Below are 19,921 nucleotides of genomic sequence, written 5' to 3'. Positions count from 1 at the left end.
AAGAATCCGAAAACAGTGACATGAATAAATAAAATTGCCAAAGCAGTAAAAGCAAATGACCAACGAGATTAACCAGCAATTCCCTGTAGCCTATCTTAACATAGATAGTGCAACCAAAGCATCTGGCTTTGACATGGCATCTGATGTGTTAACCTGCTCATTGCTTAGAACGCTTGCCGCCACTAAACCATCCAGTAATTTTCTAGAGTTAGGAACCGGAACGGGTTTATCTACTTCCTGGATATTGGATGGAATGGATGAAAAATCTACATTGACCTCGATTGATGTAGAAGATAAGTTTTTAAAAATTGCTGAAAAGCATTTAGGAAATGATGATCGCTTGAATTTAGTTTCAACTGATGGTGGTGAATGGATCGAAAAAAATAAAGATAAAAAGTTTGATTACATTTTTGCTGATACCTGGCATGGCAAATATTTGCTTTTAGATGAAGCTATCGCTATGCTTAATACAGGAGGCCTTTATATTATTGATGATATGCTGCCTCAGCCCAATTGGCCTGAAGGACATCACGAAAAGGCGATCAGATTAATTAAAGAATTAGAATCTCATGAAGATTTGTACTTAACCAAACAAGTTTGGGCAACAGGAATTGTAATCGGAGTAAAGAAGTAATAAAACTTTAAAATAATATAACTAACAGAACTAGAATATACATTTTAAACAATGAGCGAATTAAATAAGTACAGTAAAACATTTACACAAGACCCTACACAACCTGCGGCGCAAGCCATGCTTTACGGAATCGGTTTAACTGATGCAGATATGGCAAAAGCACAGGTTGGTATTGCAAGTATGGGTTACGATGGTAACACCTGCAACATGCACCTTAACGACCTTGCAAAAGATGTTAAAGCCGGAGTTTGGAAAAATGATTTAGTGGGCTTGGTTTTCAATACTATTGGTGTAAGTGATGGGATGAGCAATGGTACCGATGGGATGCGTTACTCTTTGGTTAGTCGCGATGTAATCGCAGATAGCATTGAAACCATTTGCGGCGGACAATATTACGATGGCATTATTTCTATCCCCGGTTGTGATAAAAATATGCCTGGCGCAATTATGGCGATGGCCCGTTTGGATCGCCCGTCCATTATGATTTACGGAGGTACAATTGCTCCCGGACATTATAAAGGAGAGGAATTAAATATTGTTTCTGCTTTTGAAGCTTTAGGACAAAAAATCTGCGGCAATCTTTCAGAAGAAGATTATCAAGGCATCATTAAACATACTTGTCCTGGTGCAGGAGCATGTGGAGGGATGTACACTGCCAATACGATGGCTTCAGCAATTGAAGCTTTGGGTATGAGTTTACCTTACTCCTCTTCTAACCCGGCGATAAGTCCGGAGAAAAAACAAGAATGTTTGGATGCCGGTAAGTACATTAAAATTTTATTAGAAAAAGATATCAAACCATCTGATATCATGACGAGAAAAGCATTTGAAAATGCCATTCGTTCAATCATCATATTGGGTGGAAGTACCAATGCCGTATTACATTTTATTGCAATGGGTAAAGCAATCGGCGTGGAAATCACTCAGGATGATTTCCAGAAAATGAGTGATGTAACACCTGTTTTAGCTGATTTTAAACCAAGCGGAAAATACTTAATGCAAGATTTACATCAATATGGTGGCATTCCAGCGGTACTTAAATATTTATTGAATGAAGGTTTGCTTCATGGAGACTGTTTAACGGTAACCGGCAAAACGATGGCTGAAAACCTGGCTGATGTAAAATCAATCATGGATTATGATCAGAAAATCATTCAAAAGTTAAATGAACCAATCAAAGCGACTGGCCATTTACAGATTCTTTATGGAAACCTGGCAGAAAAGGGTTCTGTTGCCAAAATCAGTGGCAAAGAAGGAGAAAAATTTGAAGGTCCGGCACGCGTATTTGATGGTGAACATGATTTAATTGCAGGCATTTCCAGTGGTCGTGTTCAACCAGGAGATGTTATCGTAATTAAAAACTCCGGGCCAGTTGGCGCACCAGGTATGCCAGAGATGCTAAAACCAACATCGGCAATTATTGGAGCAGGTTTAGGTAAATCGGTAGCATTGATTACTGATGGACGTTTTTCTGGAGGCACACACGGTTTTGTGGTGGGTCACATCACACCAGAATCTTACAAAGGAGGCTTAATTGGCCTGGTTGAAGATGAAGATCGCATTTTGATTGATGCAGTAAACAACATCATCAGTTTGCAGGTAAGTGAAGAAGTGATCGCCGAGCGAAGAAAAAAATATGTTCAGCCTGAGCTGAAAGTAACAAAAGGAGTTTTATATAAATATGCTAAAACAGTTTCAGACGCGGCAAGTGGCTGTGTAACTGACGAGTATTAACCTCTTTACCCTTTAATGGGAAGGTAAAAACAAATAGTCATCCCGACTAAAATTGATATTAAAATGAATACAACATGCAAATTATCAAGAGCATTGAAAGTAGAATTTATACAATCAGGGATGAAAGAGTAATGTTAGATTTTGATCTGGCATCTCTTTATGAAGTGGAAACAAAAGTATTGAATCAAGCAGTAAAACGTAATATAAATCGTTTTCCTGAAGATTTTATGTTTCAATTAACTTCGTTTGAATGGGAAAATATCCGGTCGCAAATTGCGACGACAAATAGCCCCAACTTGAAGTCACAAATTGTGACTTCAAGTTGGGGTGGCACTAGAAAGATGCCTTATGCTTTCACAGAACAAGGCGTAGCAATGCTAAGTGGTGCTTTGAAAAGTGATAAGGCGATAAACATGAACATCGCGATCATGAGAGCCTTTGTAGATATAAGGCGGATTTTGCTTAAACAAAGTAACATCAACGAACACCTCATCGAAATTAAAGAACGGATTGGGGAACATGATGTTCAACTGAATGAGCTTTATGATGCAATGGACAATTTGCTTGATGAAAAAATAGCCCAATTGAAGTGGAAAGACAGAAATAGAATTGGGTTTAAAATTAAAGAATAATAGAACCGCAAAAACATAATTATGGAAACTGCACAAGATACAATACCACAACCCGAGGCAAAAGCAGAAACCTCAAAAACCTTATTCAAAGGAACAGGCTCTCAGGTTTTGTTGAATGGACTGATTGAAGAAGGCGTAACTACCATTTTCGGCTATCCTGGTGGAGCAATCATGCCAATTTATGATGCACTTTACGATTACGCAGAGAAATTGCAACATATTTTAGTCCGCCATGAACAAGGTGGTATTCATGCAGCTCAAGGTTTTGCCAGGGCAAGCGGCAAAGTCGGCGTTTGTTTTGCAACCAGCGGACCGGGTGCAACTAATTTGGTAACTGGTTTAGCCGATGCCCAAATTGACAGTACGCCTCTTGTTTGTATCACTGGGCAGGTTTTCGCACATTTATTAGGAACAGATGCTTTTCAGGAAACGGATGTAATCAACATCACGACACCAGTTACCAAATGGAATTATCAGGTTACTGATGCCAATGAAATTCAGGAGGTATTAGCAAAGGCTTTTTATATTGCCAAAAGCGGCAGACCAGGCCCTGTTTTGATTGATATCACCAAAAATGCACAGTTGCAAATTGAAGAATTTCCGGAATATGTAAAGTGCAACCATATCCGCTCTTATCGCCCAAAACCAAAAGTTAGGGTAGAATATATAGAGCAAGCTGCAACATTAATTAATTCAGCTAAAAAACCGTTCGTGTTATTCGGGCAAGGTGTTGTTTTAGGAAATGCAGAAAAAGAATTTAAGACATTCATAGAGAAAAGTGGCATTCCTGCTGCATGGACGATTTTAGGTGAAAGTGCAATCCCAACTTCCCACCCGTTAAATGTTGGAATGTTAGGAATGCATGGTAATTACGGACCAAATGTTTTAACCAATGAATGTGATGTCTTAATCGCTATTGGGATGCGTTTCGATGACCGCGTAACGGGTCGTTTAGATAAATATGCAAAACAGGCGAAGATCATCCATCTGGATATTGATCCTGCAGAAATTGATAAAAATGTGAAAGCAGATGTTGGTGTTTGGGGAGATTGCAAAGAAACGCTACCATTATTAACCAACCTGGTTACTGAAAATAAACACGAAGAATGGTTAGCTAAATTCAAAGATTATAACCAGCAGGAAATTGATCAGGTGATCACGCCGGAACTTTACCCAACGAGTGATGAAATGACAATGGGCGAAGTATTGCGTAATATCAATGAGATTTGTGGCGGAGATGCTGTAATTGTAACTGATGTTGGTCAGCACCAGATGGTGGCATGCCGTTACGCGAAATTCAACAATACCCGTAGCAATATTACTTCTGGTGGCTTAGGCACAATGGGTTTTGGTTTACCAGCCGCAATTGGTGCTAAATATGGCGCTCCGGATAAAACGGTAATTGCCATTATTGGTGATGGTGGCTTCCAAATGACCCCACAGGAACTGGGTACCATTATGCAATTTGGAGCAGCCGTAAAAATCCTGATTTTGAACAACCGCTTCTTAGGAATGGTTCGCCAATGGCAACAATTATTTCACGATAAACGTTATTCATTTGTGAACATCACCAGTCCTGATTTTGTGGCATTAGCTAAAGCATATTATATTGAGGCTGATAAAGTTGATGAACGTGCTAACTTAAGAAAAGCTTTAGAAACGATGATTAATCACGAAGGTTCTTATCTGCTAGAAGTAATGGTTGGAAGAGAAAATAACGTTTTTCCTATGGTTCCTCAAGGAATGAGTGTGAGTGAGATTAGACTTAAATAAGAATAAAGCGAAAAGACTAAAGTAAAAAGCTTGGCGCAATCGTCATCTCGACTGGAGCGCAGCGAAACGGAGAGAACTTTGAACAAAGACTTTCTCCACAAGGTCGAAATGACGGCAACACATAAAGAAATTATCATGAGTACTGAAAACACAATACAACATACAATAGATAAAGCCGACTTGGACGGAAAGCAAGAATATACCATCACCGTATATGCTGAAAATCGGATCGGTTTATTAAACAGGATTGCAATTATTTTCTCCAAAAGAAAAATTAATATCGAAAGTTTGAATACTTCTCCATCAGAAATTGATGGAATTCACCGTTTTAATATTGTGATTACTGAAAGTTATGAAGTGGTGAGAAAATTAGCCCGTCAGATTGAAAAGCAAATCGAAGTATTAAAGGTTTATTTTAATACCAACGAAGAAATTATCTGGCAGGAATTGGCACTATACAAAGTATCTACAGATGAAATTGCAGAGAAAGTTACAGTTGAGCGTTTGTTGAGACAATATGGTGCAAGTGCTGTGGTAATCCGTAAAGATTATACAGTTTTTGCAGTTACTGGTCATAGAGAAGAAACGGATGCTTTGGTGAAAGCCTTAGAACCTTACGAACTGATTGAATTTGTAAGATCTGCAAGAGTAGCGATTATTAAAGACAGTGCGGGCTTCCACGAAAAGTTAAAAGAATTTGAAGCTTTTGAACCAGGAGAAGAGTTGGTAGAAAATGAGTTCCTTGATAAGGGAGAGAAAATTTTCACCATGTAACCATAATAAAATCGTCATTGCGAGGAGGAACGACGAAGGAATCTTTAAGATCAACCATAATAAGATTGCTTCGGCTCACACAAATCCAGACTTGCAATGACCTAAAAGAAACAACAATGAACGAAGTATTTAATTTTATAATCAACTCACGCAAAGCATTTATTCAGTTGGTAGAAAGCTTATCTATCGAACAATTGAATAAAATTCCAGATGGATTTAACAACAACATCATTTGGAACTTCGGCCACATCGTGGTGAGTACACAAACGCTTTGCTACGTGCGTACAGGGATTTTGGAAGATGCGAGTACAGTAAAATTTAATGAGTTTTATAAAAAAGATACCCGTCCGACTTACACTGTAACTGCAGATGAAGTTGCAGAACTGAAAGCGCTGGCATTAGCAAGCATTGAAAAGATAAAAGAGGATTACTCCAATGGTAGCTTCTCCAATATTACTCCTTTTACAACTGCAACTTATGGTGTAGAATTAAAAAGCATTGAAGAAGTGTTGACCACAACAGTTGGACATGATAATGTACATTTCGGTTACGCTTTGGCACTGAAAAAACTGATATAGGAATAAAACATAAACCGATAATAAATAGAAATTAACCAATAAAAACGATGTCAAATTATTTTAACACATTACCTCTTAGAGAAAAATTAAACCAACTTGGTGTTTGCGATTTCATGGACAGCAACGAATTTTTAGATGGCGTTAGTGCTCTAAAAGGGAAAAAACTGGTAATTGTTGGTTGCGGTGCGCAAGGCTTAAACCAAGGTTTAAATTTAAGAGATAGTGGTTTAGATGTAAGCTACACGTTGCGCAAAGAAGCTATTGAAGGCAAGAGAGATTCGTGGAAAAATGCAACTGAAAACAACTTTAAGGTTGGTACTTACGAAGAATTAATTCCAAATGCTGATGTAGTAATTAACCTTACACCTGATAAACAACATACAGCTGTCGTAAATGCAATTATGCCCCTAATGAAAGAAGGCGCAACATTGTTATACTCACACGGCTTCAACATCGTGGAAGAAGGCATGCAGATCCGTAAAGATTTAACCGTGATCATGGTTGCTCCTAAATGCCCAGGCAGTGAGGTGAGAGCAGAATATGTTCGTGGTTTTGGCGTACCAACTTTAATTGCTGTACACCCTGAAAATGATCCGCAAGGTAAAGGTTTGGCACAGGCTAAAGCATATTGCGTTGGTACAGGCGGTCATAGAGCAGGTGTATTAAAATCATCTTTCGTTGCTGAAGTTAAATCAGATTTAATGGGTGAGCAAACTATCCTTTGCGGATTGTTGCAAACTGGATCCATCCTATCTTTCGATAAAATGGTGGAAAAAGGTATCGATGCAGGTTATGCTTCTAAATTGGTTCAGTATGGCGTTGAGGTAATTACTGAAGCATTAAAACAAGGTGGAATTACTGCAATGATGGACCGTTTGAGCAATGTAGCTAAAATCAAAGCTTTCGAAATTTCAGAAGAACTGAAAGACATCATGCGTCCTTTGTTCCAAAAACACCAAGATGATATCATGAGTGGTGAATTTAGTCGCACCATGATGGAAGACTGGGCTGCCGGAGATAAAAATTTATTAAAGTGGAGAGCAGAAACAGGTGAAACAGCCTTCGAAAAAACACCGGCTGGCGATGTTAAAATCGGTGAGCAGGAATATTTCGATCACTATACTTTAATGGTATCCTTTGTACGTGCAGGAGTTGAATTGGCTTTCGAAACCATGGTTCAAGCAGGGATCAAACCAGAATCTGCTTATTATGAGTCGTTACACGAAACACCACTTATTGCCAATACCATTGCCCGTAAGAAATTATTCGAAATGAACCGAGTGATTTCTGATACCGCAGAATACGGTTGTTATTTATTCGATCAGGCTTGTAAACCATTATTGGCTGATTTCATGAAAAAAGTGGATACCGATCTAGTAGGTAAAAACTTTAACGAAGGTAAAGATGGCGCTGTTGATAACAGAAAATTAATTGATGTGAATGAGGCCATCCGCTCACACGAAGTAGAACAAATTGGCGCTACTTTACGCAAGGCAATGACTGCGATGAAGGCCATTAAAACTGCATAATAAAACTCAAACCTTATAGGTTTTAAAAACCTATAAGGTTTACAAAACATAATAAAATGTCAAAAACATTAGTCGAGAAAATTTGGGATGCACACGTCGTTAAGAGCGAAGAAGGATTTCCTGATATTTTATATATTGATACGCACTTAATTCATGAAGTAACATCACCACAGGCTTTTGATGGTCTACGAAAAAGAGTATTGCCTGTTTTTCGTCCGCAGCAAACGGTGGCAACTGCCGATCATAACGTACCGACTTTAAACCAGTTACAACCCATTAAAGAGGAGCTTTCCCGCTATCAGGTGGATATGCTCACTAAAAATTGTGCAGAATTTGGAATTGAATTATATGGCTTAGGTCATCCGTTTCAAGGCATTGTTCACGTCATTGGACCAGAGTTAGGCATTACCTTACCCGGAAAAACGATGGTTTGCGGTGATAGTCATACCTCTACGCATGGCGCATTTGGCGCAATTGCTTTCGGTATAGGGACCTCACAGGTAGAGCAGGTTTTCGCAACACAATGTCTATTGCAATCGAAGCCAAAAACCATGAAAATTGAGGTGAATGGTGAATTGGAAAAAGGTGTTGGTGCAAAAGATATCATTCTGTACATCATCGCTCAAATTTCTGCAGCTGGTGGAACAGGTTATTTCATCGAATACGCAGGTTCGGCAATTGAGGCTTTAAGTATGGAAGCCCGCATGACGATTTGCAACATGAGTATTGAAATGGGTGCCAGAGGAGGATTAATCGCACCAGATCAAACTACATTCGATTACATTAAGGGAAGAGAATTTGCTCCCGCAGGCGAAGAATGGGATAAATCATTAGCCTACTGGAAAACTTTGTACAGTGATGCTGATGCAAAATTCGATAGCGTGCTGACTTTTAACGCAGCAGATATTGCCCCAATGATTACTTATGGAACCAACCCAGGAATGGGAATGGGCATCCAGGAACATATCCCGGCAACCAACGCTCAGCCAGAAAAAGAAAAACTTTCGTATCAAAAGGCGCTGGATTACATGGGTTTTGATGATGATGCATCTTTAATTGGTAAACCAGTTGATTATGTTTTCATCGGAAGTTGTACCAATTCTCGCATTGAAGATTTACGCGAAGTGGCTGATTTCGTTAAAGATAAACGCAAAGCCGATAATGTAACCGTTTGGATTGTTCCAGGTTCAAAACAAGTAGAGCAACAAGCCAAGAGTGAAGGTTTGGACAGGATTTTTGAAGCAGCTGGCTTTCAGTTACGTGAACCGGGTTGCAGTGCATGTTTAGGTATGAACGAAGACAAAATCCCGGCAGGTAAGTATTGTGTTTCTACATCAAACAGAAACTTTGAAGGTAGACAAGGACAAAATGCCCGCACATTATTGGCCAGTCCACTTACGGCTGCTGCTGCTGCTGTAACAGGCGTGATTACGGATGTAAGGGATTTGCTGGAGAAGGTTTGAAGATAACTGTCATGCTGATGAAGGAAGCATCTGCAACCTAAGAAAAAGATTCTTCGTTCCTCAGAATGACAACTTTCAAAATATATGATTTTAGAAGTTGCGATATTAAATGTAAAAGCTGGGTTATCAGCTGATTTTGAAAAAGCTTTTATCAAGGCTGAAAAAATCATTTCATTGATGGATGGTTACATTTCTCATCAACTAAAGAAATGCATTGAAGAAGCTGACAAGTATATTCTGCTGGTAAATTGGGAAACTTTAGAGTCACATACCAAGGGTTTTAGAAGTTCGGCAGAATACCAGGATTGGAAAAAATTATTACATCATTTTTATGAGCCTTTTCCAATTGTTGAGCACTATGTAGCAGTTGAGAAATGATGTTAGAAATTATTTTCGACAAACCTAACAGCACCCGTCATGTTGACGGACAAAAACTTAATAAACTTAAGCGATAAACAAAATGGAAACATTACAAGAAATACAAAACCAGTTCAATGCGGTCTCCGAAAAGTACGACTGGCAAAGGCAGTTCCTTATCCCTTGTTTCAATGATTTTTATAAAACGGCTTTGACCCTATCAGAAGAAGTTAGCATTGTAAAAAACATTTTAGATGTAGGTGCAGGAACAGGACTGATGAGTGCTTTTTTCCATGAGAAATATCCCGAGGCCAAAATAACATTAGTGGATATTTCTTCAGCCATGCTTAAAAAAGCAGAAGAACGTTTCGAAGGAAATGAGAACATCAACTTTTTAAATGCAGACTTTGCTACGGTTGATCTACCTGAAAACCATTACGATTTGGTTGTTTCAGGATTGGCCATCCACCATCTGCCAGATGAATTGAAGCAACAACTTTTTATCAAAATTGCTAAAACGCTAAAATCTGGAGGCTGGTTTATCAATGCCGACCAGGTTTTAGGTGGAACAGATTTAGCAGAAAAGATTTATACCGAAAACTGGAAAAATCATGTGGCACAGAATCCGAATTTAACAGAAGAGGAAAAACATAGTGCCTTCGAGCGAATCAAAGTTGACATCATGGCGCCTTTGAAACCTCAATTAGAATGGTTGGAAAATGCAGGACTACAAAATGCAAATTGCTATTATCAGTATTACAATTTTGTAGTTTTTGCCGCAAATAAATAAACATTACAATAGCGCGGGATATAGGTCTTGATACCTGATACTCGTAACTTGATACTATTACAATGAAAAAATTCACAAAATTAACATCGGCAGTGGTGCCTTTAAACATAGAAAACATTGATACCGACCAGATTATTCCGGCGAGGTTTTTAAAAGCGACTACCCGTGAAGGTTTCGGTGAAAACTTGTTCCGCGATTGGCGTTACGAAAACGATAACCAACCAAAAGCTGATTTCGTTTTAAACGACCCAACCTATAACGGTAAAATTTTGGTTGCCGGTAAAAACTTTGGTTGCGGAAGTAGCCGTGAGCATGCCGCCTGGGCCATTCAGGATGCTGGTTTTGATGCCGTGATCAGTAGTTTCTTTGCTGATATTTTTAAAGGAAATGCGCTAAATAATGGCTTATTGCCCATTCAGGTAAGCGAGGAATTTTTAGCTCAGATTTTTAAAGCTGTTGATCATAATGCTAAGTCACCATTAGAAGTTGATTTAGAAAACCAAACGGTAACCATTATTGAAACTGGTGCACAGGAATCTTTCGAGATCAATCCTTACAAAAAATCGTGCTTAATTAACGGTTATGATGATATAGATTTCATCCTGAACCAAAAGAGCCTGATTGAAGAATTTGAGAAAAGGTAAAAATTGAGGCTTAAAGGCTAAAGTTACATTCGTCATTGCGAGGCACGAAGCAATCCTACAAATATCGCTAGGTTCTTCAACCCATCGCATTTAGATTGCTTCGTACCTCGCAATGACGACCACACATAAAAATCGGTATAATCATTTAAAAAAACATGAAAGAAAGTTTCGTCAGTATTCAGAATTTAAACCTAAAACACCAGCAAAAATCGGTGTTAAGGGATCTGAATTGGACGATCAATAAGGGCGATAATTATATTTTGTTTGGTGAAAGTGGCAGTGGTAAAACCTCTTTAGCAAAAATAATAGCAGGCTTGCAACAAGCTGATGGTGCAATAAAAATCAATTTTAACAATAATAGTAATTTACCTGCGGAAGTTTTATTTGTAGAAAGCTGGTATCAGTTTAAAAACTTAGAGGGTGTTGCAAACTTCTATTATCAGCAACGCTATACCAGTCAGCAGGCAAAAGATACGTTAACCGTTCATGCAGAATTGGTGAGTTATGGCAAAGAAAAAGGACTTCATTTCGATCAGGTTGAACCTATTTTAGAATCCTTAAATTTTTCTTCGTTCGCCAGTTCACAATTAATAGAATTATCTAGCGGCGAACATAAAAAACTGCAATTGGTTAAAGCCCTTTGGTTAAAACCCCAATTGCTAATCATCGATCAGCCATATACAGGATTAGATGCGGCATCCCGAAAAAATTTAAACATTTTACTGGATAAAGTTTCTGCTGAAGGCGTTAAATTGATTTTAATCAGTAACGATTCAGAATTACCTGCTTCCATCAATCGCTTTGCTGAAATCAAAAATGGCCATTTAATTGAAGTTGAATCTAATGAAATAACTCCATCAACTGCTGAAAAACATTTTAGAGAAATCCCTGATTTTTTAAAAGAATCTCCGGTTTATTCTTCTCAGCAAATTGTTAAAATGGTTGATGTAAATATCAGCTATGGTGAGAAACAGGTTTTGAAAAACATCAATTGGGAAGTTAAAGCTGGCGAGAAATGGTTATTACAGGGACACAATGGTTCAGGCAAATCAACCTTATTAAGTCTTGTAAATGGTGATCACCCGCAATCTTACGCCAACGAACTTTATCTATTTGGTAACAGACGTGGTAGTGGCGAAAGCATCTGGGATATTAAACAGCACATCGGCTTAATCTCTCCAGAGTTTCATTGGTATTTCGATCCTAATGCAACCGTTTGGCAAAGCATCGCTTCAGGATTTTATGATACCGTAGGTTTATTTCAGCAACTGCCCTATTCAAAAAGCGAACAGGTGAATGAGCTTGTAGCATATTTTGGTTTAACGGCAAGCAAAGATGAGTTGTTAAGCACCCTTCCGCTGGGAAAACAGCGACTGGTTTTATTGGCGAGAACCATTATCAAAAACCCTGAATTATTAATTCTGGATGAACCCTGCCAGGGCTTAGACCAACAGCAAACACAGCATTTTAACCAACTGATTGATGAGTTGTGTAGTAACGGAATGACCTTAATTTACGTTGGCCATTTTGAATCGCAGCTACCAACCTGCCTGGGAAAAAGAATATTATTAGAAAAAGGCGAAGTGAAAGTCGTCGAAAGTTTAAATACCAAAACCCGTCATTTCGAGGAACAAAGCAATCTCGTATAGAAAGCACCTTGCAATGATGACAATATATCATACAATGAAGAAGAACATTTTAGTAATACCTGGAGATGGTATTGGCCCGGAAGTAACCACTTGGGGAAAAGCAGCATTAGAGAAAATTGCAGAAATTTTCGGACATGAATTTCTGTTCGACGAAGCTTTAATGGGACATGCGGCGATTGAAGTTACAGGAGACCCGCTTCCTGACGAAACTTTGGAAAAAGCAAGAAAAAGTGATGCCATTCTCTTTGGTGCTATCGGCCATGCCAAATATGACAACGATCCAAGCTTAAAAGTACGCCCGGAACAAGGCTTGCTTAAAATCCGTAAAGAACTTGGTTTATTTGCAAATCTCCGTCCGATATTACTATTTGATGAACTTCTTCAGGCATCAAGCATTAAACCAGAAATTTTAAGAGGTACAGACATTTTATTTTTCCGCGAGTTAACGGGCGATGTTTATTTCGGTGAAAAAACCCGTTCAGAAGACAGAAATACGGCTTCCGATTTAATGATTTACCACCGATACGAAATAGAACGTATTGCACACAAAGCCTATCAGGCAGCGCAGCAACGCAACAAAAGATTATGTTCGGTAGATAAAGCGAATGTTTTAGAAAGTTCTCGTTTGTGGCGTGAAACCGTTCAAGAGATTGCAAAACAATATCCTGATGTGGAAACGGAACATATGTTTATTGATAATGCAGCGATGCAATTGATAAAAAACCCGAAGAAATTTGATGTGGTTTTAACCGCAAATTTATTTGGCGATATTTTAACTGATGAAGCGTCTCAAATTGCTGGTTCAATGGGCATGTTAGCCTCCGCATCTGTTGGCGAAAGCACAGGTTTCTTCGAACCCATCCACGGTTCGGCACACGATATTGCCGGTAAAGATTTAGCCAATCCTTTGGCCTCTATCCTATCGGCGGCATTAATGCTCGAAATTGGCTTCGGACTTAAAGAAGAAGCAAAATTATTGGTTGACACCATTGATGAAGTTTTGAAAGAGGGTTTCAGAACACATGACATTGCCGACCAAAGTACTAATCGATTTAAAGTTTTAGGCACTGCCGAAATGGGCAAATTGGTATTAAAATTCTTATCTCAAAAAATTAATCAATCCTAAACTCAAGATCATGATTCACGACCCAAATAAAGTTTATATTTTCGACACCACCTTACGTGATGGGGAGCAGGTTCCAGGCTGCCAGTTAGATACAAATCAAAAAGTAGAAATCGCAAAATCTCTTGAGCGATTAGGTGTAGATGTAATTGAAGCAGGTTTTCCGGTATCCAGCCCGGGAGATTTTAACAGCGTAATTGAATTATCTAAAGCGGTAACCAATCCTATTATTTGTGCTTTAACCCGTGCAAACAAAAACGATATTGATGTAGCTGCTGATGCTTTACGCTATGCAAAAAGACCACGGATTCATACCGGAATTGGTTCTTCTGATTTCCATATCAAACATAAATTTAACAGCACCCGCGAAGAAATTTTAGAACGTGCCGTAGAAGCCGTAAAATATTCGAAAAAATTTGTGGAGGATGTAGAATTTTATGCTGAAGATGCCGGCCGTGCCGATATAGAATTTTTAGCCAAAATGGTTGAGGCTGTAATTGCAGCAGGTGCAACAGTGGTTAATATTCCGGATACCAATGGCTATTGCCTTCCAGATCAATACGGTTCGAAAATTCTTTATTTAAAAGAGAACGTAAAGAATATTGATCAGGCCATCATATCGGTTCACTGCCATAATGATTTAGGCTTGGCTACCGCTAATTCCATAGCAGGTTTGCAAAATGGTGCTCGCCAGGTGGAATGTACCATTAACGGCATCGGCGAACGTGCCGGAAATACTTCGATGGAAGAAGTGGTGATGATTTTAAAAACGCATAAAATTTTGGGATTACACACACAAATTGATGCCACTCGTTTTTACGAAATGAGCCACATGATTAGAAACCAGATGAATATGCCAGTTCAACCCAACAAAGCAATTGTTGGTGGAAATGCATTCTCACACAGTTCTGGGATCCATCAGGATGGTTTCTTAAAAAATCGCGAGAACTATGAGATCATTAAACCAGAAGATGTGGGTTTCCCAGACGCTACAATTGTATTAACGGCCAGAAGCGGTCGCCATGCATTGAAACACCATTTGGACCGCTTAGGCCATAGATTGGAAAAAGACAATTTGGATATTGTTTACAAACAGTTTTTGGTTTTAGCAGATGGCAAACAAGGCATTAATGACCAGGATTTAAACCAATTGGTTGCTTTACATTTAGCTTAAGGAAAACTAATGCTGAAGTTTGGCATAAAGTATAGAACTATGAGGGGAACTCCACTCCTTATTTTCAAGGAGGGGCTTGGGGTAGTTTTTAACATCGAAGCACTTCCCCGAGTTTCCTAAACCTGATAGTAGTGAAAATACTTTTTGCTTGGCAGCAACCCTGAATATGCTGTCATGCTGAGGCACGAAGCATCTGCAACCGATGAAACAGATGCTTCGTAGCTCAGCATGACAGAATTTTAAAAAAAGATTGAAACGAATAGCAGGACTGCCATAACCGAAAAGCACTGAACTAGCTTTTCAAAACAATATAAAGCGAAATAAATTCGCAAATTACTTACCTGATATTAAATAACCCCCTTTAAGGGTTTAGGTTTAAAATATGAACATAACAACGCCAAATACTTTGGATTTCAATTCTGCCACGCAGCGACTTAAAGGTGTGGTAAAGCGTACACCTTTGGAATTTAACGCCGGACTTTCTGCTCATTACAACGCAAATATCTATTTGAAAAGGGAAGATTTGCAAATTGTGCGTTCTTACAAGTTGCGTGGTGCGTATAATAAAATCAGTTCATTACCGCGAGAGGCCCTAACGAATGGTGTGGTTTGTGCCAGTGCTGGTAATCATGCACAGGGCGTAGCCTATTCATGCAAGAAGTTAGGAATTAATGGTGTCATATTTATGCCTGAGATTACGCCAAAGCAGAAGATTAAGCAGGTTAATATGTTTGGTGGCGATAATATTGAAATTATTTTAGTTGGTGATACGTTTGATGATTGTTTAAAAGAAGCCCTGGTTTATTCTGAGGAAAAAGCCTCGACATTTATCCCTCCCTTTGATGATGATAAAGTGATTGAAGGACAGGCTACGGTTGCGATGGAAATTTTTGAGGATTTACCGGAATTAGATGCCATAATTGTTCCGGTTGGTGGTGGTGGTTTAGCTTCCGGAGTGATTGCTTATCTGCAAACGGTAAAGCCTGCTGTAAAAATTTTCGGTGTTGAACCAATGGGCGCTCCATCATTAAGCGAAGCTTTAAAAAATGGCGGACCAGTAACTGTTGAAAACATCGAACGTTTTGTTGATGGTGCAGCAGTAAAGAGAATGGGTTGGATCACTTATCAATATTGTAAGGAACTGCTCAGCTCTACTTATTTAATTCCTGAAGGACAAATTTGTACCACCATTTTAAAGCTTTATAATGAGGATGCTATTGTTGTAGAACCTGCTGGTGCATTGTCTGTTGCGGCATTAGAGCAGGTAAAAGATCAAATTGTAGGCAAAAACGTTGTTTGTGTAATTAGCGGTGGCAATAACGACATTGAGCGTATGCAGGAAATTAAAGAGAAATCTTTACTTTTTGAAGGTCTGAAACATTATTTCATTGTCCGTTTCCCACAGCGACCAGGTGCGTTAAAGTTATTTGTAAATGAGGTTTTAGGTCCGCATGATGATATTACTCGTTTTGAATTTATCAAGAAAACCAATAAGGAAAATGGGCCTGCCTTAGTTGGTATTGAGCTTACCAATAAAGATGATTATGCCAGTTTAGTGCAACGCATGAAGGATTTTAAATTTGAGATTATTGAATTGAACCAGGATCAAACCTTGTTTGAATATTTGGTGTAAATAACTTCAAAGGACGCTGAGTTTTTCGCAAAGAACACAGAGAGAAATCTAATACAATTTCGCCAATAGACCCTAAAATGAATTTAGGGTGATGCAAACAATAAATAGAATGAACTTTAAAGATTTAACTAATAGAACCTTAATTACAGACAACAAATTAGATTGGCAAGAATTAGGCGAAGGCGTTAAACGCAAAGTGATGCCTTTTGATGATAACCTGATGTTGGTAAAGGTCAGTTTTGAGAAAGGCGCAATTGGTACAATTCACAATCATCCGCATTTACAATTAAGTTACGTGGCAAAAGGAAGTTTTGAAGTAACTATGGGTGATGATATAAAAATCCTGAACGAAGGCGATGTTTTCTTTGCCCCAACGTTGGTTTACCATGGCGTGGTATGTTTGGAAGCAGGGTTATTAATTGATATTTTTAATCCACACCGTGAGGACTTTTTATAATTTGGCTTATCTCGATAATTGCTACTTAAATCTTGACACTAAATTATTCAAAAGTCAAACGTACATTTTTATAACCCAAACCTTCAATGATTGGTTTTAGAACACTGGCTGCATTAGTTTTGGTCTGTGCTAAAATATCTGATTTTTTGACTTCAGAAGTTATCTTTTGTTCAGCCGCTTTATAGGCCTCATCTACCAGTTTGGCTTCTCTGAAATATGCCATTTTAGTATCGTAAACCCTTGAGCTTTTGTGGTCAATTTTTACATAACAAATCTCTGGCTGTGGTAAATTTACTACAGCGGTATCCGCATTGACCTGGATATGATCTCTTGTAACTTTTGTGAGATCAATACAGCCTACAGCTTCTGCTTTTACAATGAGTAAAACACTGGCTTCAGGCAAAAAATCTGTTTTGTTTTTATGCTCCAGTACATCGCTAATTTGATAGCGAACCAGCTCCAGCTTGCCTATAGCCTCTATTTTTTCTACCAGAAGCTGATGTTTACTTTCAACTGAAGTACTGATGCTAAACTTTTTGGAGATAAAAAAATAGCCGGCTACCAGCAGAATCAACCATGGTAAAACCCTAAAAAATATTCTCATGATGCAGGAATTAATTTAAATTTCGTTATTGTGTGATATCAGATAAACAATTATTAATCCACATTGTGTGATTCAGAATTTTTGGCAGTTGTTTTGTATTAAGACAATCAACACACACAAATAAACACTAATCAACATGAAAAAACTTACTATCCTAATGCTTTGCATTGCCACGCTAGGTTTGGCATCGTGCAAGAAAGACACTATTGTTCAAAACAACAATTCAATTTTAACAGTAGTTAGAGATGTTCCAACGAGTGCTTGGGTACTTAGTAACGATAGAAATACTTTTACATCAGAAATTTCTGTACCAGAAATTGATCAATTTCATATTGATAATGAAGGTACTCTAGTCTACATCTCCTATAATAATGGAGCAAGCTATATTGCTCTTCCTTTTGTTTACAACACTGATGCTTTTAGTTACGAGGTATACCAAGGAGGTGTTGCAATTGATGTACAAAGCTCAGATTACCAAGCTACACAACCTAGAAAACCAACATCGACTGTAAGAATTAAAATCGTTTTGGTTGGTAACGACCTATAATTAATATCTAAAACTCTAAAAAACGACTAATGTTCAATTGAACATGGTCGTTTTTTTTATATTCACCCCTATTAAGCTGTATAGCCCTCACAGCTACTCCGTTTCGTTCCAACAATAATTCATCGTAGAAGCCCTTGTAATAAACGTCTTTAACTTCAAAACGTCTACTACTCCAATTGCTAGAAATTTCTGCCCATTCCGGATAAAATACCACTGAAGCGGCAAATGTTTTTATTCCGATTTTTTCTGCATCTCCACGAGATAGCACCACTGCATTGCCTAAAATCTGTGCTGTATAAATGTGTTTAGGTTGTTGATAAATTTCTGATGGCTTACCTGTTTGCAAAAGTTCACCATCGCGTACAATTAACAGTTGATCGGCGAGGAATAAACCATCAGCCGGATCATGAGAAACGAGGATGACGGTAACACCGGTTTCAGCTGCAACACGTTTAATATCGGCTCGCAGCTGATTCTTCAATAAAGCATCAACCTGACTAAAAGGTTCATCCAACAACAGCACTTTAGTATCGGCAACCATAGCTTTAGCAATGGCTACGCGTTGTTGCTCGCCCCCACTGAGCTCAATAATTTTCTTGTTTTGCAATGGAAGAATCCGAAGGTGTTCCATAATAGACAGCGTTTTTTCGGACTTGGTTTTTAGATCAGTGTTTGATAATTGTGAGGCAATATTATCATAAACCTTCGCATAGATATTCAAAGAAAAATCCTGGGTAACCATTTTCATTTGCTTGTGCCCGGGAATGAGTTGTTCATCTGGCCCTTTAACACGTTCATTATTAAAAAGGATTTCGCCCTGATCAGTTTTTAATAAGCCATAAATTGATTTTAACAAAGTTGACTTGCCGCTTCCGCTTTCGCCAATAATGGCTACAACATCGCCCCTATCGATATCGAAACTGATGTTTTTAATTCCACCGGCCTGATCTGCCTGATATTGTTTGGTTAAATTTCTTACACTGATGATGGTATCGCTCACAGAGGTAAAGATAAAACTTAAAGCAGAAAGACTAAAGCTTAAAGAGAAAGAATATGACACGTGCACTTATATTAAAATTTGCACGTGCAAATATATCAATGTATCTTTATATCAATAACTAGAAAATTATGAATACCAAGTTAACATTAACAATAGATGAGTCTGTTATAAAACGGGCAAAAGCTTATGCAGAAGAGCAAGGTCGGAGTTTATCTGCGGTGGTAGAAAATTACCTTAAAGCTGTAACTAAAAGAGAAGAAATCGAACCCATTCAGGATGAACTTTCTCCTATATTAAAATCATTTAAAGGTGCATTCAAAATGCCTTTAGATTTTGATTACAAAGAAGAATTGAATAAAATCAGAGACGAAAAATATCAAAGATATCTTGATAATGAAAATAAATAACATACTAATTGACTCTGATATTATTCTCGATTATTTTTTAGATCGACAACCTTTCTCTGAAAATTCTTCAAAAATTTTAGCCTTGTGTGAAACAGGGAAATTAAATGGATTTGTCACTGGAATAGCCATTGCCAATATATATTATTTACTAAGAAAGGAACATAAACCTAAATCAATATTGCAGGGTATAAAAGTTCTTCTTAACTTTTTAGATGTTATTAAAGTTGATAAAGCTATAATTTTAAAAGCTATTGATTCTGAATTTTCTGATTTTGAAGATGCAATGCAAAATTTTGCTGCAGATGCTAATGGCTCAATTAATGCCATTATTACCCGAAACATTAAAGATTACAAAAAAAGTAAGCTTAGTGTGCTCACTCCGACCATGTTCCTAGAAACACTATAAAACAAAAAATCCT

21 protein-coding genes are annotated in these 19,921 nt (G+C 38.1%); 19 read left to right on the top strand and 2 right to left on the bottom strand.

Annotation, left to right across the window (positions count from 1 at the left end; genetic code table 11):
- Positions 1-55 precede the first annotated feature (55 nt).
- The 16 genes from EV200_RS00515 to EV200_RS00440 all read left to right on the top strand — a co-directional run bounded on the left by EV200_RS00515 (position 56) and on the right by EV200_RS00440 (position 16,944).
- The gene (locus tag EV200_RS00515) at positions 56-634 is read left to right on the top strand and encodes an O-methyltransferase (protein WP_132528879.1); all 579 of its coding nucleotides are present in this window, start codon (positions 56-58) and stop codon (positions 632-634) included.
- A 51-nt stretch (positions 635-685) separates the two neighbouring features.
- A complete protein-coding gene (gene ilvD, locus EV200_RS00510; protein ID WP_132528878.1) occupies positions 686-2,368 on the top strand; it encodes a dihydroxy-acid dehydratase in 1,683 nt (560 codons plus the stop codon).
- A 74-nt stretch (positions 2,369-2,442) separates the two neighbouring features.
- The gene (locus tag EV200_RS00505) at positions 2,443-3,000 is read left to right on the top strand and encodes an ORF6N domain-containing protein (protein ID WP_132528877.1); all 558 of its coding nucleotides are present in this window, start codon (positions 2,443-2,445) and stop codon (positions 2,998-3,000) included.
- Between the two features lie 21 nt (positions 3,001-3,021).
- Positions 3,022-4,773: a biosynthetic-type acetolactate synthase large subunit gene (gene ilvB / locus EV200_RS00500; RefSeq protein ID WP_132528876.1), complete on the top strand. Its 1,752-nt coding sequence runs from the start codon at positions 3,022-3,024 to the stop codon at positions 4,771-4,773.
- Between the two features lie 135 nt (positions 4,774-4,908).
- Positions 4,909-5,547: an acetolactate synthase small subunit gene (gene ilvN / locus EV200_RS00495; protein ID WP_132528875.1), complete on the top strand. Its 639-nt coding sequence runs from the start codon at positions 4,909-4,911 to the stop codon at positions 5,545-5,547.
- Positions 5,548-5,663: 116 nt separating this feature from the next.
- Complete coding sequence (locus EV200_RS00490; protein ID WP_132528874.1) at positions 5,664-6,125, top strand: DinB family protein; 462 nt, start codon at positions 5,664-5,666, stop codon at positions 6,123-6,125.
- 47 nt (positions 6,126-6,172) lie between these two features.
- Entirely contained in the window at positions 6,173-7,654 is a 1,482-nt protein-coding gene (gene ilvC, locus EV200_RS00485) for a ketol-acid reductoisomerase (RefSeq protein ID WP_132528873.1), read from the top strand.
- Between the two features lie 56 nt (positions 7,655-7,710).
- The gene (leuC, locus tag EV200_RS00480) at positions 7,711-9,117 is read left to right on the top strand and encodes a 3-isopropylmalate dehydratase large subunit (protein WP_132528872.1); all 1,407 of its coding nucleotides are present in this window, start codon (positions 7,711-7,713) and stop codon (positions 9,115-9,117) included.
- A gap of 84 nt (positions 9,118-9,201) precedes the next feature.
- Positions 9,202-9,495, top strand: a complete 294-nt coding sequence (locus EV200_RS00475) for an antibiotic biosynthesis monooxygenase family protein (RefSeq protein WP_132528871.1) — start codon at positions 9,202-9,204, stop codon at positions 9,493-9,495.
- An 82-nt stretch (positions 9,496-9,577) separates the two neighbouring features.
- Positions 9,578-10,264: a class I SAM-dependent methyltransferase gene (locus tag EV200_RS00470; RefSeq protein WP_132528870.1), complete on the top strand. Its 687-nt coding sequence runs from the start codon at positions 9,578-9,580 to the stop codon at positions 10,262-10,264.
- 62 nt (positions 10,265-10,326) lie between these two features.
- Positions 10,327-10,908: a 3-isopropylmalate dehydratase small subunit gene (gene leuD / locus EV200_RS00465; RefSeq protein ID WP_132528869.1), complete on the top strand. Its 582-nt coding sequence runs from the start codon at positions 10,327-10,329 to the stop codon at positions 10,906-10,908.
- 155 nt (positions 10,909-11,063) lie between these two features.
- Entirely contained in the window at positions 11,064-12,557 is a 1,494-nt protein-coding gene (locus EV200_RS00460; protein WP_132528868.1) for an ATP-binding cassette domain-containing protein, read from the top strand.
- A 34-nt stretch (positions 12,558-12,591) separates the two neighbouring features.
- Positions 12,592-13,683, top strand: a complete 1,092-nt coding sequence (gene leuB, locus EV200_RS00455; protein ID WP_132528867.1) for a 3-isopropylmalate dehydrogenase — start codon at positions 12,592-12,594, stop codon at positions 13,681-13,683.
- A 10-nt stretch (positions 13,684-13,693) separates the two neighbouring features.
- Positions 13,694-14,854 (top strand): 2-isopropylmalate synthase, encoded by a 1,161-nt coding sequence (locus tag EV200_RS00450; protein WP_132528866.1) that lies wholly within the window; start codon positions 13,694-13,696, stop codon positions 14,852-14,854.
- A gap of 382 nt (positions 14,855-15,236) precedes the next feature.
- Positions 15,237-16,487, top strand: a complete 1,251-nt coding sequence (gene ilvA, locus EV200_RS00445) for a threonine ammonia-lyase IlvA (protein WP_132528865.1) — start codon at positions 15,237-15,239, stop codon at positions 16,485-16,487.
- 109 nt (positions 16,488-16,596) lie between these two features.
- Complete coding sequence (locus EV200_RS00440) at positions 16,597-16,944, top strand: cupin domain-containing protein (RefSeq protein ID WP_132528864.1); 348 nt, start codon at positions 16,597-16,599, stop codon at positions 16,942-16,944.
- Positions 16,945-16,987: 43 nt separating this feature from the next.
- Here EV200_RS00440 and EV200_RS00435 read toward each other — a convergent pair whose 3' ends face one another.
- Positions 16,988-17,548: a DUF4230 domain-containing protein gene (locus tag EV200_RS00435; RefSeq protein WP_132528863.1), complete on the bottom strand. Its 561-nt coding sequence runs from the start codon at positions 17,546-17,548 to the stop codon at positions 16,988-16,990.
- A 136-nt stretch (positions 17,549-17,684) separates the two neighbouring features.
- On the opposite strand from EV200_RS00435, the gene EV200_RS00430 reads away from it, so the two are divergent.
- Positions 17,685-18,095, top strand: a complete 411-nt coding sequence (locus EV200_RS00430; protein ID WP_132528862.1) for a hypothetical protein — start codon at positions 17,685-17,687, stop codon at positions 18,093-18,095.
- Positions 18,096-18,102: 7 nt separating this feature from the next.
- Here the strand turns inward: EV200_RS00430 and EV200_RS00425 are convergent, their stop codons facing one another.
- Positions 18,103-19,155, bottom strand: coding sequence for an ABC transporter ATP-binding protein (locus tag EV200_RS00425; protein WP_229676874.1), 1,053 nt, complete (start codon positions 19,153-19,155; stop codon positions 18,103-18,105).
- A gap of 68 nt (positions 19,156-19,223) precedes the next feature.
- Between EV200_RS00425 and EV200_RS00420 the strand changes: the two genes are divergently transcribed.
- Positions 19,224-19,502 (top strand): DUF6364 family protein, encoded by a 279-nt coding sequence (locus EV200_RS00420; protein WP_029284015.1) that lies wholly within the window; start codon positions 19,224-19,226, stop codon positions 19,500-19,502.
- Positions 19,489-19,908 (top strand): PIN domain-containing protein, encoded by a 420-nt coding sequence (locus tag EV200_RS00415; RefSeq protein ID WP_208864484.1) that lies wholly within the window; start codon positions 19,489-19,491, stop codon positions 19,906-19,908. The genes EV200_RS00420 and EV200_RS00415 overlap by 14 nt, the downstream gene beginning before the upstream one ends.
- The last annotated feature ends 13 nt before the right edge of the window (positions 19,909-19,921 follow it).

Origin of the sequence: Pedobacter psychrotolerans, assembly GCF_004340665.1 — a bacterium.
Lineage (GTDB): Bacteria > Bacteroidota > Bacteroidia > Sphingobacteriales > Sphingobacteriaceae > Pedobacter > Pedobacter psychrotolerans.
This window is presented reverse-complemented; position numbering and strand designations above follow the sequence as displayed.

What these genes read in the sequence shown, in the direction of transcription:
- EV200_RS00515 (WP_132528879.1), top strand. Translation starts at nt 56, where the DNA reads ATGACCAACGAGATTAACCAGCAATTCCCTGTAGCCTATCTTAACATA.
- ilvD (WP_132528878.1), top strand. Translation starts at nt 686, where the DNA reads ATGAGCGAATTAAATAAGTACAGTAAAACATTTACACAAGACCCTACA.
- EV200_RS00505 (WP_132528877.1), top strand. Translation starts at nt 2,443, where the DNA reads ATGCAAATTATCAAGAGCATTGAAAGTAGAATTTATACAATCAGGGAT.
- ilvB (WP_132528876.1), top strand. Translation starts at nt 3,022, where the DNA reads ATGGAAACTGCACAAGATACAATACCACAACCCGAGGCAAAAGCAGAA.
- ilvN (WP_132528875.1), top strand. Translation starts at nt 4,909, where the DNA reads ATGAGTACTGAAAACACAATACAACATACAATAGATAAAGCCGACTTG.
- EV200_RS00490 (WP_132528874.1), top strand. Translation starts at nt 5,664, where the DNA reads ATGAACGAAGTATTTAATTTTATAATCAACTCACGCAAAGCATTTATT.
- ilvC (WP_132528873.1), top strand. Translation starts at nt 6,173, where the DNA reads ATGTCAAATTATTTTAACACATTACCTCTTAGAGAAAAATTAAACCAA.
- leuC (WP_132528872.1), top strand. Translation starts at nt 7,711, where the DNA reads ATGTCAAAAACATTAGTCGAGAAAATTTGGGATGCACACGTCGTTAAG.
- EV200_RS00475 (WP_132528871.1), top strand. Translation starts at nt 9,202, where the DNA reads ATGATTTTAGAAGTTGCGATATTAAATGTAAAAGCTGGGTTATCAGCT.
- EV200_RS00470 (WP_132528870.1), top strand. Translation starts at nt 9,578, where the DNA reads ATGGAAACATTACAAGAAATACAAAACCAGTTCAATGCGGTCTCCGAA.
- leuD (WP_132528869.1), top strand. Translation starts at nt 10,327, where the DNA reads ATGAAAAAATTCACAAAATTAACATCGGCAGTGGTGCCTTTAAACATA.
- EV200_RS00460 (WP_132528868.1), top strand. Translation starts at nt 11,064, where the DNA reads ATGAAAGAAAGTTTCGTCAGTATTCAGAATTTAAACCTAAAACACCAG.
- leuB (WP_132528867.1), top strand. Translation starts at nt 12,592, where the DNA reads ATGAAGAAGAACATTTTAGTAATACCTGGAGATGGTATTGGCCCGGAA.
- EV200_RS00450 (WP_132528866.1), top strand. Translation starts at nt 13,694, where the DNA reads ATGATTCACGACCCAAATAAAGTTTATATTTTCGACACCACCTTACGT.
- ilvA (WP_132528865.1), top strand. Translation starts at nt 15,237, where the DNA reads ATGAACATAACAACGCCAAATACTTTGGATTTCAATTCTGCCACGCAG.
- EV200_RS00440 (WP_132528864.1), top strand. Translation starts at nt 16,597, where the DNA reads ATGAACTTTAAAGATTTAACTAATAGAACCTTAATTACAGACAACAAA.
- EV200_RS00435 (WP_132528863.1), bottom strand. Translation starts at nt 17,548, where the DNA reads ATGAGAATATTTTTTAGGGTTTTACCATGGTTGATTCTGCTGGTAGCC.
- EV200_RS00430 (WP_132528862.1), top strand. Translation starts at nt 17,685, where the DNA reads ATGAAAAAACTTACTATCCTAATGCTTTGCATTGCCACGCTAGGTTTG.
- EV200_RS00420 (WP_029284015.1), top strand. Translation starts at nt 19,224, where the DNA reads ATGAATACCAAGTTAACATTAACAATAGATGAGTCTGTTATAAAACGG.
- EV200_RS00415 (WP_208864484.1), top strand. Translation starts at nt 19,489, where the DNA reads ATGAAAATAAATAACATACTAATTGACTCTGATATTATTCTCGATTAT.